This is a genomic window from Aeromonas caviae (assembly GCF_000819785.1).
In the GTDB taxonomy this organism is placed as follows: domain Bacteria; phylum Pseudomonadota; class Gammaproteobacteria; order Enterobacterales; family Aeromonadaceae; genus Aeromonas; species Aeromonas caviae.
In genome coordinates, this window is the sequence record NZ_CDBK01000036.1 from 25,629 (window position 1) to 41,031 (window position 15,403).

At 62.5% G+C, this 15,403-nt stretch carries 16 protein-coding genes, 1 pseudogene and 1 riboswitch; of the genes and pseudogenes, 3 read left to right on the top strand and 14 right to left on the bottom strand.

Annotated features, from left to right (window positions below):
• Positions 1–96: 96 nt before the first annotated feature.
• Positions 97–810, top strand: a complete 714-nt coding sequence (locus tag BN1120_RS05055; RefSeq protein WP_042015014.1) for a lipoyl protein ligase domain-containing protein — start codon at positions 97–99, stop codon at positions 808–810.
• A gap of 201 nt (positions 811–1,011) precedes the next feature.
• Here the strand turns inward: BN1120_RS05055 and BN1120_RS05060 are convergent, their stop codons facing one another.
• Entirely contained in the window at positions 1,012–2,388 is a 1,377-nt protein-coding gene (locus BN1120_RS05060; protein ID WP_042015016.1) for an alanine/glycine:cation symporter family protein, read from the bottom strand.
• 264 nt (positions 2,389–2,652) lie between these two features.
• Positions 2,653–2,763: riboswitch (glycine riboswitch) on the bottom strand.
• Positions 2,764–3,269: 506 nt separating this feature from the next.
• Here BN1120_RS05060 and BN1120_RS05065 point away from each other — a divergent pair.
• Entirely contained in the window at positions 3,270–4,418 is a 1,149-nt protein-coding gene (locus BN1120_RS05065; protein ID WP_010673490.1) for a type III PLP-dependent enzyme, read from the top strand.
• 65 nt (positions 4,419–4,483) lie between these two features.
• Here BN1120_RS05065 and BN1120_RS05070 read toward each other — a convergent pair whose 3' ends face one another.
• The 3 genes from BN1120_RS05070 to yfcD form a co-directional block, all read right to left on the bottom strand.
• Entirely contained in the window at positions 4,484–5,452 is a 969-nt protein-coding gene (locus BN1120_RS05070) for a calcium/sodium antiporter (protein ID WP_010673489.1), read from the bottom strand.
• 124 nt (positions 5,453–5,576) lie between these two features.
• Complete coding sequence (locus BN1120_RS05075; protein ID WP_010673488.1) at positions 5,577–6,047, bottom strand: peroxiredoxin; 471 nt, start codon at positions 6,045–6,047, stop codon at positions 5,577–5,579.
• Positions 6,048–6,158: 111 nt separating this feature from the next.
• Positions 6,159–6,689 carry an NUDIX hydrolase YfcD gene (gene yfcD / locus BN1120_RS05080; RefSeq protein WP_080767893.1) on the bottom strand — a complete coding sequence of 177 codons (531 nt, stop codon included), beginning with the start codon at positions 6,687–6,689 and terminating at the stop codon, positions 6,159–6,161.
• 177 nt (positions 6,690–6,866) lie between these two features.
• On the opposite strand from yfcD, the gene BN1120_RS05085 reads away from it, so the two are divergent.
• Positions 6,867–7,082 (top strand): DUF1107 family protein, encoded by a 216-nt coding sequence (locus BN1120_RS05085; RefSeq protein ID WP_010673486.1) that lies wholly within the window; start codon positions 6,867–6,869, stop codon positions 7,080–7,082.
• 95 nt (positions 7,083–7,177) lie between these two features.
• Here BN1120_RS05085 and BN1120_RS05090 read toward each other — a convergent pair whose 3' ends face one another.
• From BN1120_RS05090 to BN1120_RS20620, 10 genes and pseudogenes are all read right to left on the bottom strand, one after another.
• Positions 7,178–7,921, bottom strand: a complete 744-nt coding sequence (locus tag BN1120_RS05090) for an amino acid ABC transporter ATP-binding protein (RefSeq protein ID WP_010673485.1) — start codon at positions 7,919–7,921, stop codon at positions 7,178–7,180.
• A 13-nt stretch (positions 7,922–7,934) separates the two neighbouring features.
• A complete protein-coding gene (locus BN1120_RS05095) occupies positions 7,935–9,029 on the bottom strand; it encodes an amino acid ABC transporter permease (RefSeq protein ID WP_010673484.1) in 1,095 nt (364 codons plus the stop codon).
• Positions 9,030–9,038: 9 nt separating this feature from the next.
• The gene (locus BN1120_RS05100) at positions 9,039–10,226 is read right to left on the bottom strand and encodes an amino acid ABC transporter permease (protein WP_225159791.1); all 1,188 of its coding nucleotides are present in this window, start codon (positions 10,224–10,226) and stop codon (positions 9,039–9,041) included.
• A 62-nt stretch (positions 10,227–10,288) separates the two neighbouring features.
• The gene (locus BN1120_RS05105) at positions 10,289–11,308 is read right to left on the bottom strand and encodes an amino acid ABC transporter substrate-binding protein (protein WP_042015020.1); all 1,020 of its coding nucleotides are present in this window, start codon (positions 11,306–11,308) and stop codon (positions 10,289–10,291) included.
• Positions 11,309–11,768: 460 nt separating this feature from the next.
• Complete coding sequence (locus BN1120_RS05110; protein ID WP_029313965.1) at positions 11,769–12,080, bottom strand: DUF2845 domain-containing protein; 312 nt, start codon at positions 12,078–12,080, stop codon at positions 11,769–11,771.
• Complete coding sequence (locus BN1120_RS05115) at positions 12,065–13,078, bottom strand: ABC transporter permease (RefSeq protein WP_042015022.1); 1,014 nt, start codon at positions 13,076–13,078, stop codon at positions 12,065–12,067. The genes BN1120_RS05110 and BN1120_RS05115 overlap by 16 nt, the downstream gene beginning before the upstream one ends.
• Positions 13,079–13,157: 79 nt before the next feature.
• On the bottom strand, positions 13,158–14,039 hold the full coding sequence (locus BN1120_RS05120) for an ABC transporter ATP-binding protein (protein WP_042015023.1): 882 nt from the start codon (positions 14,037–14,039) through the stop codon (positions 13,158–13,160).
• A gap of 137 nt (positions 14,040–14,176) precedes the next feature.
• Positions 14,177–14,788: an FKBP-type peptidyl-prolyl cis-trans isomerase gene (locus BN1120_RS05125; RefSeq protein WP_010673478.1), complete on the bottom strand. Its 612-nt coding sequence runs from the start codon at positions 14,786–14,788 to the stop codon at positions 14,177–14,179.
• Between the two features lie 192 nt (positions 14,789–14,980).
• A pseudogene (locus BN1120_RS05130) lies at positions 14,981–15,070 on the bottom strand (copper homeostasis protein CutC); the annotation flags it as partial.
• 38 nt (positions 15,071–15,108) lie between these two features.
• Entirely contained in the window at positions 15,109–15,237 is a 129-nt protein-coding gene (locus BN1120_RS20620) for a hypothetical protein (protein ID WP_373369057.1), read from the bottom strand.
• Positions 15,238–15,403: the final 166 nt, after the last annotated feature.

The window sequence follows — 15,403 nt, forward strand, 5'->3', positions numbered from 1 at the left end:
CCGCCATCCTTGCACCAAAGCCCCGCCATGCGGGGCTTTACCTTGTTTGCCCCCGCGCGTACTGTGCTTGGCAGCCTCTGCCAAAGGATGCCTCTCATGCCTTATACCCTGCTGCCCCCGCCGCCCGCCCACCAGACACCCGACCAGATCCTGGCCGAGGAGCAGCGCTGGCTGCGGGAGTGCGCCGGTGACGGCGAGCCCAGAGCCCTCCTCTGGCAGGGCCCCCAATGCCTCATCGTCACCCGCAAGGACACCCGTTTGCCCCGCTACCAGGCCGCCTGCAAGCAGCTGGCCGCCGAGGACTGGCCGGTGTTCGTGCGCGACAGCGGCGGCACCGCCGTGCCCCACGGCGCCGGCATCCTCAACCTCTCCCTCATGCTGCCCCGCACCACCACGGATCTGGCCCACTACTACCGGCTGCTGGGGGCGCCCCTGCTCGCCCTGCTGGAGGAGTACGGTCTTGCGGGCAGCTACGACTTCGTGCCCGGCTCGTTTTGCGACGGCCAGTACAACCTGGTGATCGGAGGGCGCAAGGTGACCGGCACCGCCCAGCGCTGGCTGGCGCCGGGCCGGGATCACGGTGGCGCCGTGCTGGCCCAGGCCATGCTGCTGGTGGCGGGGGATGTGGACGAGGGCACCCGGATGGCGAGCCGCTTCTACGAACTGGCCGGGGGCGAACTGCGCTTTGCTCGGGGCACCTCCACCACCCTGGCCCACGCCATTGGCTGGCAGGGGGATGAGGCGGCCCTGGTGAGCCGGGTGAGCAGGGCGCTGGCGCAGCGGCTCACCGGAGATATTCCCTCCCCCTGACCCCCTGGGGGCAACAAGCGCCGCCATTCATTGCGTAAAATGCAAAAAAGCCACGATGAGCGTCGTGGCTTTTGCGAATTTCGCACAGATATTGTCAGAGGATCCGGGATCAAGCCCCGGGTTTTGCCATCCCAGCCCGGATCCCGGTTGACGCCATGGACAGGGGCCCGGCGACAGGGTACCCCGCAGGCCCGCTTCTCATCAGGCCGTCTGCGGCTCGGGCTCGGATTCCGTATCCCGGTCCCGGCTGAAGTAGGCGCGGGTCTCGGCGATCACCACGTGGCGCAGGCCGATGAGGCCGATGAGGTTCGGCACCGCCATCAGGCCGTTGACGATGTCCGCCAAGAGCCAGATCAGGTCCAGATGGAGGAAGGCACCGCTCGCCACCAGCACCAGATAGATGAGGCGGTAGGGTTTGATCGCCTTGACCCCGAACAGGTACTCGGTGCAGCGCTCGCCGTAGTAGTTCCAGCCGAGGATGGTGGTAAAGGCGAAGAACAACAGGCCGATGCTCACCAGATACTGGCCCACATGGGCATCCAGCCCCTGGGCAAAGGCCAGACTGGTCATGGCCGCACCGCTCGCATCGCCGCTCCACACCCCGGTCACCACCAGCGTCAGGCCGGTCATGGTGCAGATGATGAGGGTGTCGATGAAGGTACCGGTCATGGAGACCAGCCCCTGCTCCACGCAGGAATCGGTCTTGGCCGCCGCCGCCGCGATGGGGGCCGAGCCCAACCCCGACTCGTTGGAGAAGACCCCGCGCGCCACCCCGGACTGGATCGCCAGCATGATGCCGGCGCCGACGAAACCGCCGGTGGCCGCATGGCCGGTGAAGGCGCTCCCGATCACCAGCATGACCGCATCGGGCAGGGCGCCTGCATTGTTCACCAGCACCCCGGCACAGGCGACGATGTAGAAGATGGCCATGAAGGGCACCACCTTGCTCGACACGCTGGAGATGGACTGAATACCCCCCAGGGTCACCAGCGCCACGATCAGGGTCAGCACCACGGCGGTCACTTCACGGGGTACCGAGAAGGAGAGGCTCATGGCATCACTGATGGCGTTGACCTGGGGGAAGGTACCGATGCCGAAGAAGGCGACGCCGATGCCGAACAGGGCAAACAGCTTGGCGAGCGGCCTGGAGCCGAGCCCCTTCTCCAGATAGTACATGGGGCCACCCGCCATCTGGCCGTTGGCGTCCTGCTGGCGATATTTCACCGCCAGCAGGCACTCGGCGTACTTGGTGGCCATGCCGAACAGGGCAGCCATCCACATCCAGAACAGGGCGCCCGGGCCGCCGAGCTTGATGGCGGTGGCGACCCCGACGATGTTGCCGGTGCCTATGGTGGCGGAGAGGGCGGTGCACAGGGCACCAAAGCTGGAGACATCCCCCTGCTTGCCCTGCCCCTGATCGCGGCCAAAGACCAGCTTGAGGGCCAGCGGCAAACGCACGATCTGAAGCAGACCCAATCGCCAGGTGAGATAGATACCGGTCCCGACCAGCAGGATCAGCAGGGGCGGACCCCAGACAAAGCTATCGATGGCGGCGAGCGCCGATTGAATTGATGACATGCATCCTCCTTAAAAAACAACAATTAAGGAGGAGAAGGATGATCTTCCCATAGGTGTCGCGATCGGCCAGAGGCGATCGGATGCGGGCCAAAAACGTGTTCACACTCTTGCTGCGAGGTCGTGATCAAGGGTTATGCGCAGCTCGCTTATCTGGGACCGAGAGGCTCATGTATTCACATACACTCCGGTTCCAGCGCTGCTCTTTACCTTGCTGACGACCTCTCGTTACAGACCGTGAACAGTTTCAAGCTCAGGTACAACCATCCCATCCCCTCTGTCCTTTTGCCTGAGAGTTTCCGGCGCCAGATTGCGATGCAATCACGGTGCCTTGCTCCTTCGGCGCCCGATTCAACGGGTCTCTCCAGAGTATCGTCCAGTAGCAGTCCACACCGGTTGCCCGGTACCTGAAAGATTCACTTCTTCGGTGGATGGTTGCCCATCGCTCTCCTGCTACCTTCATCCGAACTAGTTTGGATCAGGAAGCGGGCATGGTAATCCAAAAAGTGTGAGCTGTCTCGCACTCCCTGGCCCCGGCGCCCCCTTTTTATCTGGCCGCAACCCCCGGGCCTGATGTTATTAGTTCGTTAACTATCAACAGCTTATCAAGCTCCCTTCGGAGGTGCTCCCCATCACGGCCCTGATCGCTCCCCGTATCAAGAGCCTGTTTCGTCTCGACCAGAAAAACTTGCCGACATATCCAATCAAAATGCTTGCACACAAACTCAATAAGCCGATAATCCCGCGCATAACTAAGCACTTTGCAAGGGAGTTATGCAATGTGCTTGGTGGGTCCCTCCGGACCGCTCGCCTGAGCCGGCCGTCGCCGGTTCAATCGCATATGGCTTGGGCATATCACGCCCCCTAAGGACTATCAAAAGAGAATGAACGAGACCCTGGTCGCACAAGATTACCGTCAGTTGGTTGAACAATTCGGCTCCCCCCTGCTGCTGCTCGACAAGGCAGCCGTCCGCAAACAGTATCGGGCCCTGGCGGCCGCCCTGCCCGATGTGCGCTTGCATTATGCACTCAAGCCCCTGCCCCACGAGGCGGTGGTCTCTGTCTTGAAGGAAGAGGGGGCCTGTTTCGATCTGGCCACCAATGGCGAAGTGGATCTGGTGCGCAGCCAAGGGGTTCGCCCGGGACGCTGCATCCATACCCATCCCATCAAGCGTGACAGCGACATCCGTTATGCCCTGGAATTCGGCTGCACCGTGTTTGTCTATGACAACCCGCTGGAGCTGGAAAAGTTCCTGCCCTACAAGGATGAAGTGAAACTGCTGCTGCGGGTCAGCTTCCCGAACCCCGAGACCAAGGTCGATCTTTCCAAGAAGTTCGGCTGCACCCCGGAGCAGGCACTGCCGTTGCTGCAACTGGCCCAGGCCAAGGGGATCAAGGTGATGGGGCTGTCGTTCCACGTCGGCTCCCAGGTGCCCCACGCCCGTCGCCACGTGCAGGCCATCGACGCCTGCCGCGAGATCATGGAGCAGGCCTGGGAGCTCGGGCTCAAGCCCTGGGTGCTGGATATCGGCGGCGGCTTCCCGGTGGACTATGACGGCGGCGAGTTCGACATCGACGGTTTCTGCGCCCCGATCCGCGAGGCCCTGGCCAAGCTGCCCGCCACGGTACAGAAGATTGCCGAGCCGGGCCGCTTCATCAGCGCGCCGGCCATGACCTCGGTCTCCAGCGTGATGGGCAAGGCCCACCGCGGCGACAAGATCTGGTACTACCTGGATGACGGTCTCTACGGCAGCTACAACGGCCAGCTCTACGACCACGTTACCTACCCGGTGAGCACGCCCTATGCCCACGGCGAACTGCACAATGCGGTGCTCTCCGGCCCCACCTGCGACAGCGTGGACGTCATCCGCGACAGCATCATGCTGCCGGATCTCGAGATCGGCGAGCTGGTGGTGGGTCGGGTGATGGGGGCCTACACCTGGGCCTCCGCGTCCACCTTCAACTTCTTCCCCAAGGCGAGCATCCTGATTCTGGACAGCGCCCAGAAGCAGAAGCTGGTTGCCGTGGCCTGAGACCAGGCCCCGCGCACAAAAAAGAGGGGACGCCGCGGCGTCCCCTCTTTCATTTCATCGTCAGACTAGATGAACTGGCTGGTCAGCAGCCAGCCGGTGTAGGCGACGAAGCAGGCGAGCAGCACGCCCCCCTCCAGCCGGTTGATGCGCCCCTGCCCCTTGCGGCCCAGACACATCACCAGCAGCAACAGGGTCAGCCCCATCATGATGCTCCAGTCGCGGGAAAGCACTTCGGGCGCCACCTCGAGCGGGTGGATGCCGGCGGCGATGCCCACCACGGCCAGGGTGTTGAACAGGTTGGAACCCAGCACGTTGCCAAGGGCCAGATCGTGCTCGTTCTTGCGGATGGCGATGAGGGACGATGCCAGCTCCGGCAGGGAGGTCCCCACCGCGACTATGGTCAGGCCAATCACCAGATCGCTGATGCCAAAGCCCTGGGCGATGGTCACCGCCCCCCACACCAGCAGACGGGAAGCCCCGATCAGCAGCACCAGGCCGACGATGAGCCAGAGGATGGCGCTCTTGAGAGACATGCCCTCGGAGACGATGTCCTCCTCGGTATCCGTATCCAGCGCATCCCCCTTGCCGTTCATGCCGGCCCAGATGGACCAGCCCATCAGCACTGCGAACACGGCCCCCAGAATGGCGGCATCCATCCGGCCCAGATTGCCGTCGATGAGCAGGGCGCCGGAGAGCAGGGTGATGCCGAGCAGGATGGGGATCTCCTTGCGCACCACCTGGGAGGCGACGGCGATGGGGCTGATCAGGGCGGTCAGACCCAGGATCAGGGCAATATTGGTGATGTTGGAGCCATAGGCATTGCCGAGCGCGAGCCCGGGATTGCCCTGGGAGGCCGCCAGCGCGGAGACCACCATCTCGGGGGCCGAGGTACCAAAACCGATGATCACCATGCCGATCAGCAGCGGCGGCATACCGGCGTAACGGGCGGTGGCGGCGGCGCCGTCCACGAACTTGTCGGCACTCCAGACCAGCAACGCCAGTCCGGCAATCAGGGCAACAAAAGCCAGGGTCATATTGTTCTATCTCATCCACGGCAAACACGAGAGCCAGGCAAGTTGCCTGGCTCCATCCAAACGCGGCCTCAGTGTAACGGGGCCGCTTGCTATTTCAAGGTGTAATCAAACACCGATTAATCTTTCACAGCGCCGCCAGCAGGCTCTGGGCATCCGACACCTCGAACTTGCCCGGCGCCTCCACGAAGAGCCGCTCCACCACACCATCGTTGGCGATGAGGGCAAAACGCTGGGCCCGCACGCCGCCGAAGGCGCCGGTCTCCTTGGCCAGACCCAGTGCCCGGGTCCAGCTGCCGTCACCGTCCGCCAGCATGGTGATGTCAGCGGCGTTCTGTGCCTCCTGCCACGCCTTCATCACGAAGGCGTCGTTGACCGACAGACAGCACAGTTCCACCCCCTTGGCCCTGAACTGATCGGCCAGCACCACGTAGCCCGGCAGGTGAGCGTTGGAGCAGGTGGGGGTGAAGGCGCCGGGCACCGCAAAGAGCACCACCCGCTTGCCGGCAAACAGGGCCTGGGTATCCTTCACCTGCTTGCCCTCGGCGGTGATAAAGGTAAATTCCCCTGCGGGCAGGGATTGACCGACCGTGATCATGATGACGCATCCTTCTGTGGTTCAAAGAGGCCCAGTCTACCCCATTCCACCAGAAGGCGAAGGGGTCCATCGAGCAGCAACAACGCGATCGGGGACGAACGCCTGTCGCCCCTATTTCTGGCCTGATGGCAGGCGCCTTGCCTGCCAGGTGGCGATGGCGAGCAGGGAGTCAGGCGTGAACTCGTCCGCCCGATCGGCTATCTCGCCCAGGCTCATCCAGTGCACCTCGCTCACCTCTTCGGCCTGCAGTTGCAGCGGCCCCTGATAGTGACAGCTGAACAGGCCGCCCCAGACCCGGTAGCGGCTGCCACTCGCCTCCCCTTCGGCATAGAAGGTGCCGTAATCCTGCAGGGGCACGTCGCGGATCCCCAGCTCCTCGGCCAGCTCCCGCCGGGCGGAAAGGGCCATGGCCTCCCCCGTGGTCACCACGCCACCGGCGCAGGCATCCAGCATGCCGGGGCAAAAATCCTTGCTCGGGGTGCGCCGCTGCACCAGGATGCGCTCAGCCTCATCCAGCACCAGGATGTAGCTGGCACGATGGCGCAGGTTTTCCTGACGCACCCTGGCGCGCTCGGCCACCCCGATCACCCTGTCCTGCTCGTCAACTATGTCCACCCACTCCACGTGCGGCACCTTTGTTATCTCTGCAATGGCCGCAGTATATCGGGCCCCGGACCCGGACTCTCACTACTTTTTCAACGCCGGGGCTGCACGCCAGTCGATCACAAGACAGATTCATACAAATCTTTATCAAGTGTCACATCAGTGTCACGGTCCGTCGGCATAGTGTGCCCTGTCCAAACAACAGGGTCTCTTGCCATGAAGGTGTTCAAGCAGTGGTCTCCCCGTCGAATTGCTCGCTATATCAAGAGTTTCCATCATGGAAGTTTCATGGTTGAAGCACTGGGGCGGTTTGAGTTTCAAGGGGGGATCATCGATGTGAAGCCGTTGAGCTGTCATCAGGCGCTGAGCCTGGCCCGGCAGATCAACCTGGCCGTGCGCGATCTGCGCACCACCACCCTGTTGCCGGGCTGACATACTCCTTTCTGTCTGTCGTCGACTTCCATGTACACATTTGCCCGCCGCTCATTCGAGCGTGCGGGCTGTTTTTCTGAAGGTTGTGCCCTGCCTCAGTGCTGCAGGATCTGGGAGAGGAAGAGCTTGGTCCGATCGGACTGGGGGTTGTCAAAGAACTGATCCGGCACGTTCTCTTCGATGATTTGCCCCCGGTCCATGAAGATCACCCTGTCCGCCACCTGCTTGGCAAACCCCATCTCGTGGGTGACACAGAGCATGGTCATCCCCTCGTGGGCCAGCTCCACCATCACATCCAGCACCTCCCGCACCATCTCGGGATCCAGCGCCGAGGTTGGCTCGTCAAACAGCATGACCTGGGGATTCATGCACAGACTGCGGGCGATGGCGACCCGCTGCTGCTGGCCACCGGAGAGCTGCCCCGGATACTTGAGCGCCTGTTCGGGGATCCGCACCCGACGCAGGAAGTTCATGGCGATCTCCTCGGCCTCCTTGCGCGGCAACTGCTTGACCCAGATGGGCGCCAGGCAACAGTTCTCCAGCACGGTCAGATGGGGGAAGAGGTTGAAGTGCTGGAACACCATGCCCACCTCCCGGCGCACCGTCTCGATGTTCTTGAGATCCGAGGTCAGGGCCGTGCCCTTGACCAGGATGTCCCCGCTCTGGTGCTCTTCCAGCCGGTTGATGCAGCGGATCATGGTGGACTTGCCCGAGCCCGATGGCCCGCAGATGACGATCTTCTCCCCTCTGCCCACCTGCAGGTTGATGTTGCGCAGCACGTGAAACTCACCGTACCACTTGTTGACCTCTTTCAGTTCGACAACTGCGTCCGTTTTCATATCAGAACGACTCCTAATGCTTGTGGCCCGTGTTGAGTTTGCGCTCCAGATAGATGGAGTAGCGGGACATGCCAAAACAGAACATCCAGAAGATCATGGCGATAAAGACATAAGCTTCGGTGGAATACCCCAGCCAGGCCGGATCCGCCAGGGCCACCTTGGAGATGGCCAGCAGATCGAACAGCCCGATGATCAGCACCAGGCTGGTGTCCTTGAACAGGGAAATAAAGGTGTTCACCAGGGAAGGAATGGTGATCTTGAGGGCCTGGGGCATGATGATGAGACCCATCACCTTCCAGTAGGAGAGCCCCAGGGCATCCCCCGCCTCATATTGCCCCTTGGGGATCGCCTGCAGCCCCCCTCTCACCACCTCGGCCACATAGGCCGCCTGGAACAGGATGATGCCGATGAGCGCCCGCAGCAGCTTGTCGAGCTCCACCTCGGTACTCATGAACAGTGGCAGCATGACGGACGCCATGAAGAGCACAGTAATGAGCGGCACCGCCCGCCAGAACTCGATATAGACGGTACAGAGGCTGGAGATGACCGGCATGTGGGAGCGGCGCCCCAGTGCCAGCAGGATGCCGAACGGCAGTGCTACCACTATGCCCACCACCGCCAGCACCAGGGTGAGCATCAGCCCGCCCCAGCGGTTCGTTTCCACCACCTCCAGCCCCGCTCCCCCATGGATGAGGAAGAAGGCGATGACAGGGAACACCAGCAGGGTGAAGAGCGCCAGCCACCCCTTGCGCGGGGTCTTTGGCCAGATGAGCAAGGCCAGCAGCGCCGCCAGACCGGCGAAGGTCAGGTTGATGCGCCAGTACTGATCGGCCGGGTAGAAGCCATAGAGATACTGCCCCAGCCGGCTCTCGATGAAGATCCAGCAGGCACCGCCCTGGACGCAAGCCTCGCGACTGCTCCCCTGCCAGGTGGCCGAGAACAGCGCCCAGTCCAGTGCAGACCAGATGAGTGGCAGCAACAGATAGGCCAGCACCAGGGTCAGCAGGCCGTTCCACCAGTTGGGGAAGAGGTTCTGCCTGATCCAGGCGAGCGGCCCCCGACGGTGGTTGGGAGGCGGCAGCGCCTCCTGCAATTCATTCACGAACATGACAGCTCCCTAGCGCTCAACCAGCGTCATTCTGCGGTTGTAGATGTTCATCAGCACCGAGGTGGTGATACTGATGACGAGATAGACCCCCATGGTCATGGCGATGACCTCGATGGCCTGCCCTGTCTGGTTGAGAGTCGTCCCCATGAACACCGAGACCAGATCCGGGTAGCCGATGGCGGTCGCCAGGGAGGAGTTCTTGGTGAGGTTCAGATACTGGCTGGTCAAGGGAGGAATGATGACCCGCATGGCCTGGGGAATGATCACCAGCCGCAGCGTCTTGGTGGGCGAGAGCCCGAGGGCGGAAGCTGCCTCCGTCTGCCCCTTGCTGATGGCCAGTATGCCGGATCGCACTATCTCGGCGATGAAGGCCGCCGTATAGATGGTGAGCGCCAGCAAGAGGGCCGCGAGCTCCGGCAGCACCGTCAGCCCCCCCCGGAAGTTGAACCCTTGCAGCGCAGGCACGCTCCAGCTGAGCGGGCTGCCCGCCAGCAGGAAGGTGATCCCCGGGAGCAGCATGACCAGGGCGGCCACACAGCGCCAGAACGGGAAGATCCTGCCGGTCAGGGCCTGACGGCGGCGAGCCCAGCGGCCCAACCCCCAGCTCAGCAGCACCGCCAGCACCAGTGCCCAGAGCACGTAGCCGAATCCCTCTTCGAACAGGGGCTTGGGCAGATAGAAGCCCCGCACGTTGAGGAAGGCGAGCCCGCCTATATCCACGCTCTGACGCGGGGAAGGCAGGGTACGCAGCACCGAGAAGTACCAGAAGAAGATCTGCAGCAGCAGCGGGATGTTGCGAAACGTCTCTATGTAGACGGCCGCTATCTTGGCCACCAGCCAGTTGCGCGACAGGCGCGCGACCCCGAGTGCGAACCCGAGCAGGGTGGCAAACAGGATGCCGAGCACGGAGACCAGCAGGGTGTTGAGCAGGCCCACCACGAAGGTGCGACCAAAGGTATAGGTCTCGTCGTAGGGGATGAGGCTCTGCAAGATGCCGAAACCGGCCGTGTTGCCCAGAAAATCAAAGCCTGTGGTGATGCCACGGGTGGCCAGATTGGTCAGGGCATTGTTGACGATGTAGAACAGAAACCCGATAACCGCCGCGATGGCCAGGCACTGGAAGAACAGCGCCCGCACCTTGGCGTCATACCACCAGCGGCCCTGTTCTTTCCTATGGTTTGATGCGTGTAACGCCATGAGGATGACTCCGACAAAGCCAGGGATAACATGGGGGGCCAGGCCCCCCGGTGACTGTCGACTCAGCGGATGGGTGGCGCGTACATCAGACCGCCCTTGTTCCAGAGGGCATTGATGCCGCGATCAATCTTGAGGGGGGAGCCGGCACCGACGTTGCGATCGAAGGATTCACCGTAGTTGCCGACCTGTTTGACGATGTTGTAGGCCCATTTGTCATCCAGCCCCAGCACAGTCCCTTTGGGCTCTTCCAGCCCCAGCAGACGACGGATGTCAGGGTTGGTGGACTTGAGCATCTCGTCCACGTTGGCAGAGGTGACCCCGGCCTCCTCGGCATTGAGCATGGCGTTGAGGCTCCAGCGCACCACCTTGAACCACTGATCGTCACCCTGACGCACGGCTGGGCCCAGCGGCTCCTTGGAGATGACCTCCGGCAGCACCACGGCTTCCTCTGGCTTGGTGAGCTTGATCTTGAGGGCATAGAGCTGGGACTGATCCGAGGTCAGCACGTCACAGCGGCCAGCTTCGAAGCCCTTGACGGTCTGATCCGAGGTATCGAACACCACTGGGGTGTACTTCATGCCGCCATTGGCGCGGAAATAGTCGGCCAGGTTGAGCTCGGTAGTGGTACCGGACTGGATACAGACGGCGGCACCGTCAAGCTCCTTGGCGCTCTTGACCCCGAGGGACTGCTTGACCAGGAACCCCTGCCCGTCGTAGTAGTTCACCCCGGCGAACGTGAGGCCCAGCGACCCATCCCGGGTCAGGGTCCAGGTGGTGTTGCGCGAGAGCAGATCCACCTCCCCGGACTGCAGGGCGGTAAAGCGCTCCTTGGCGGTGAGGGAGACATACTTGACCTTGCCGGCATCCCCCAGTACCGCGGCGGCCACGGCGCGGCACACATCCACGTCGAGCCCGGTCCAGGTTCCCTTGGCATCCGGGTTGGAGAACCCGGGCAGGCCGTCACCGACCCCGCACTGCACGAATCCCTTCTTCTTGACGGCATCCAGCGTACCGTCCGCCCACGCATTGGCTGCCATCAGCGACAGCGCCATCACCATACCTGCCTTGTGTATCTGCTTCATGTCACTCTTCCCTGTGGTTTGATTCGAACAGGCATCAAAATCTAGCGAGATGCCATCGTTTCCCTGCTTTTTGGCAGCTTATCCAGCCGCAGAAAAACCTGTCAATCGGTGCAATCCGGCCCAACCATGGTGCAACAGAACAAAATATCTGAACGGGGGAATATGCACTCTCAGAATCAAAAGTAGACCCTTATTTGCCAAATAGCCTGCTGCTTAAAACCCTTCTTGGCATGAGGATTATTTTTCGAAAATAAATCGGCTGCACCGCATTGGGGCAGCCATTTCTGCTGACAACTGACTCATCAGATTCGGTTTTATGCCAAAAGCACCAGAGTGAGGCAGCATGACCCCATATGGAAAAATGGCGAAAACAGGCAGGGAAAAGCAAATAAACAGGAGCTAAAAGGCGGGGAAATGGCGACCTCATCTCCCGCAGGCTGGGCTTCAGAAAACCAGGAGGTCATCCTCCCCGTGGACCATCCGCAATGTCGGTGATGACGCCGTTTTCGACGGTGACAAACTGCATGAATTCCCGCTTGCCGAAGTTGTAGGTCCAGCGCTCGGCATACTTGACCGTCACTCTCGCCCCGAAGCCGTTCTCCTCGAAGCGGGTGAGATCTTCCTTGAGCATCGGCTGGCCGCAGCGAACCAGCAGCTCTGCCGTGGTGTCTCCCTCGGTCAGCAAGGCGTTCTTGCAACGCAGGGTACCTGCCTGCACAGGCAAGGCGGCCACCAGCAACAACCACAGAACAGGTTTCATTTTGCACTCCATTTGAACAGCATGGTTCCCAGCGAGATGCACACCAGGGCGAACACCATGACCTGGCCCAGAGGGCCTGCCACCTCCTGCCATCCCGCCCCTTCCAGCATCACGGCGCGGGCTGCTTCGATGATCTGGCTGAGGGGCAGCCTGGCCGCAAGCTGCTGCAGCCAGGCGGGCGCGCCTTCCAGCGAGAACCAGACACCGGATAAAAACATCATGGGCAAGCTGATGAGATTGAGCAAACCGCTCGCCAGCTCCTCGTTCTGCAGGCGAGCGGCGATGAGCAGGCCAAGGGAGGCCATGGCCGTTCCTCCCGCCAGGGCGATCACCAGCAGCAGCCACCCCGACCCGATGAGGGGCACATCCAGCAGCCAGTAGGCCGCGCAGAAGACCAGCAGGCTCACCACCAGGGTGATCAGCACCCGTGACAGCAACTGGGCGAAGAGAAACTCCAGCGCGCCGAGCGGCGTGGCTCGCAGCCGTTTCAGCACCCCGTTCTTGCGATAACGCACGATGACGAACCCGACCCCGAACAGGCCGGAGAACATCAGGTTCATGCCGATCACCCCGGGCAGCAGCCAGTCGCCGTAGCGGATGGCGCGCCCGCTCAGGGTCTCTCTTTGCAAGGGCACCTGCACCGCCTGGCGCAGCAGATACTCGGCCATGGCCCCCTGAGGAGCGTCCGGGTTTATCCAGTAACGCCCCCCGGCGGGTGAGAGCAGCAGGTCCAGCTGATGGTGACGGACCTTGAGCTGACCTCTCGACGCCTCGTCATAGGGGATGATCTTGAGCAGCGGCACGGCGCGCAGCGGGGCATAGGTTGCGGGCAGTTCCCCCACCACCCCGATCTGTACCAGCGGCTTGGGCGGGCCGGAGAAGATGAGGGAGAAGCCGATGACCAGCAGGAGCGGGAAAAGCAGGTTCCACACCAGGGCCGCGCGATCGCGTACGAACTCGAGGGTGCGGGCATAGAAGAGCGCCCCGATGCGCTTGAGGGATCCCTTCATCGTCCACTCCCGTGATTGCATGTCGGCAAGGCGTACCATAGCACGGAGGCCACGGTCAGACAGAACTCGGTCATCCCTCTCATGCGCCGCTCCGCAGGCTGTGACCGGTCAGGTTCAGGAAGAGATCTTCCAGATTGGGGGAGCGCACCTGCATGCCGGTGAGGGGCACACCAAGATCCAGCAAGGCTGGCAACAGGGTCGCCACGTCGGGGCAACAGAGCTCCACCTGATCGCCGACCGGACGCAGGGGATAGCCGAGCCCAGCCAGGGCCGGGTGCCCCCCAAGACGCACCAGTACGCCGTCGAAGTGTTGCGCCAGCAAGGCTGCCGGCGTATCCAGACTGAGCAGGTGGCCGTGATCGACGATGGCAATCAAATCGCACAGCTGCTGCGCTTCGTCCATGTAGTGGGTGGTGAGCACCACCGTCTTGCCCTGGGCCTTGATCGCCTCTATTCGCTGCCAGAAGTGGTGGCGCGCCTGGGGATCCAGTCCTGTGGTGGGCTCATCCAGAAACAGCAGTTCGGGATCCCCGAGCAGGGCCAGAGCCAGCAGCAGGCGCTGACGCTGGCCCCCCGAGAGCTTGCGACTGTCCCTGTCGATGAACTCGCCCAAGGCGCACAGATCGATGAGCAGCTCCCGTGGCAAGGGATTGGGGTAGAGGCTGGCGAACAGACGCAGGGTATCGCGCACCGTCAGGAAATCCTGCAGCGCCGTGTGCTGGAACTGGATGCCGATGCGGGAGCGATAATCCGGGCCGCGCGGGGCGCCGTGAAACAGGATCTGGCCGCTGTCCGGGGTGAGGATCCCCTCCAGCAGCTCGATGGTCGTGGTCTTGCCCGCCCCGTTCGGGCCGAGCAGGCCGAAACAGCTGCCGGCGGGAATGGCAAAGCTGAGCCCGTCCACCGCCTTGACGCCGGGGAAGTGCTTGACGAGATCGACGACCTCGATGATGGCTGCCATGGCGTGTCTCCCTCACATGGCCGGAATGGACGACGCTCTGACTATATCCAAATCCCCGCCGAAGGCACATGGCCCGTTTGGGCGGCCCAAAAACAAACGGCGACCTCAGGGTCGCCGTTTGCATCACGCCAGCCGGATCACAGGATGTCCAGCAGCTCCACTTCGAATACCAGAGCGGAGTACGGCGGGATGGAGCCGGCACCACGGGCACCGTAGGCCAGATCCTGCGGAATGTAGAGCTTCCACTTGGAGCCAACCGGCATCATCTGCAGCGCTTCCACCCAACCGGCGATCACGCCGGTCACCGGGAACTCGGCCGGTTGGCCGCGCGCAACTGAGCTGTCGAACACGCCACCGTGGGTGAAGGTACCGTGGTAGTGCACACGCACGGACTGACCGGCAACCGGCACGGCGCCATTGCCTTCGACCATGACTTCATATTGCAGACCGGAGTCGGTGGTCTTCACTTCGGCGCGCTTGGCGTTGTCGGCCAGGAAGGCTTCGCCTTCGGCGGCAGCGGCCTTGGCGGCAGCTTCCTGCTCTTCCTGCATGCGGGCGGTGATGACCTGGAAGGCATCGTTGATATCGTCACGGCTGACCGCGAACTCCAGACCGTTCAGGGCATCAGCCAGACCTTGTTGCAGGGCCGGGATATCCAGACCGGCGAAGGCTTGCTGAGCCAGTTGGTCGCCCATGTTGCGGCCGATGCCGTAGCTGGCCTTCTGTTCGATAGAGTCGTATTGGGACATTGAGAGGTTGCTCCGGGTCCTGATGGTAAAAGAGACGGGATGATAACAGACTTTTTTGCACCGTGCTGCCAAGACGCCCCTCAATTGCCCGCCGGTGGGAGACGCCTCACATCGGCCCCCCTCATCCCCGCCCCCTCTCCCGCAAGGGGAGAAGGGAGCAAAACAGAGCACCATGGCGCCGCACGGTCTGCATCAGGCCTTGTCCAGCAGTGCCCGCACCGCCGCGACCTTGGCGCCGTCGGTGATGTTGACCCGGCCGTCGTCCGAGGTGCCCATGTTGATGTCACAGAGAGAAGCACCATGGCGCCGCACGGCCTGTATCAGGCCTTGTCCAGCAGAGCCCGCACCGCCGCGACCTTGACGCCGTCGGTGATGTTGACCCGGCCGTCGTCCGAGGTGCCCATGTTGACGTCACAGAGAGAGGCACCATGGCGCCGCACGGTCTGCATCAGGCCTTGTCCAGAAGAGCCCTCACCGCCGCGACCTTGGCGCCGTCGGTGATGTTGACCCGGCCGTCGTCCGAGGTGCCCATGTTGACGTCACAGAGAGAGGCACCATGGCGCCGCACGGTCTGCATCAGGCCTTGTCCAGAAGTGCCCTCACCGCCGCGACCTT

What these genes read in the sequence shown, in the direction of transcription:
- BN1120_RS05055 (WP_042015014.1), top strand. Translation starts at nt 97, where the DNA reads ATGCCTTATACCCTGCTGCCCCCGCCGCCCGCCCACCAGACACCCGAC.
- BN1120_RS05060 (WP_042015016.1), bottom strand. Translation starts at nt 2,388, where the DNA reads ATGTCATCAATTCAATCGGCGCTCGCCGCCATCGATAGCTTTGTCTGG.
- BN1120_RS05065 (WP_010673490.1), top strand. Translation starts at nt 3,270, where the DNA reads ATGAACGAGACCCTGGTCGCACAAGATTACCGTCAGTTGGTTGAACAA.
- BN1120_RS05070 (WP_010673489.1), bottom strand. Translation starts at nt 5,452, where the DNA reads ATGACCCTGGCTTTTGTTGCCCTGATTGCCGGACTGGCGTTGCTGGTC.
- BN1120_RS05075 (WP_010673488.1), bottom strand. Translation starts at nt 6,047, where the DNA reads ATGATCACGGTCGGTCAATCCCTGCCCGCAGGGGAATTTACCTTTATC.
- BN1120_RS05085 (WP_010673486.1), top strand. Translation starts at nt 6,867, where the DNA reads ATGAAGGTGTTCAAGCAGTGGTCTCCCCGTCGAATTGCTCGCTATATC.
- BN1120_RS05090 (WP_010673485.1), bottom strand. Translation starts at nt 7,921, where the DNA reads ATGAAAACGGACGCAGTTGTCGAACTGAAAGAGGTCAACAAGTGGTAC.
- BN1120_RS05095 (WP_010673484.1), bottom strand. Translation starts at nt 9,029, where the DNA reads ATGTTCGTGAATGAATTGCAGGAGGCGCTGCCGCCTCCCAACCACCGT.
- BN1120_RS05100 (WP_225159791.1), bottom strand. Translation starts at nt 10,226, where the DNA reads ATGGCGTTACACGCATCAAACCATAGGAAAGAACAGGGCCGCTGGTGG.
- BN1120_RS05105 (WP_042015020.1), bottom strand. Translation starts at nt 11,308, where the DNA reads ATGAAGCAGATACACAAGGCAGGTATGGTGATGGCGCTGTCGCTGATG.
- BN1120_RS05110 (WP_029313965.1), bottom strand. Translation starts at nt 12,080, where the DNA reads ATGGAGTGCAAAATGAAACCTGTTCTGTGGTTGTTGCTGGTGGCCGCC.
- BN1120_RS05115 (WP_042015022.1), bottom strand. Translation starts at nt 13,078, where the DNA reads ATGAAGGGATCCCTCAAGCGCATCGGGGCGCTCTTCTATGCCCGCACC.
- BN1120_RS05120 (WP_042015023.1), bottom strand. Translation starts at nt 14,039, where the DNA reads ATGGCAGCCATCATCGAGGTCGTCGATCTCGTCAAGCACTTCCCCGGC.
- BN1120_RS05125 (WP_010673478.1), bottom strand. Translation starts at nt 14,788, where the DNA reads ATGTCCCAATACGACTCTATCGAACAGAAGGCCAGCTACGGCATCGGC.
- BN1120_RS20620 (WP_373369057.1), bottom strand. Translation starts at nt 15,237, where the DNA reads ATGCAGACCGTGCGGCGCCATGGTGCCTCTCTCTGTGACGTCAACATG.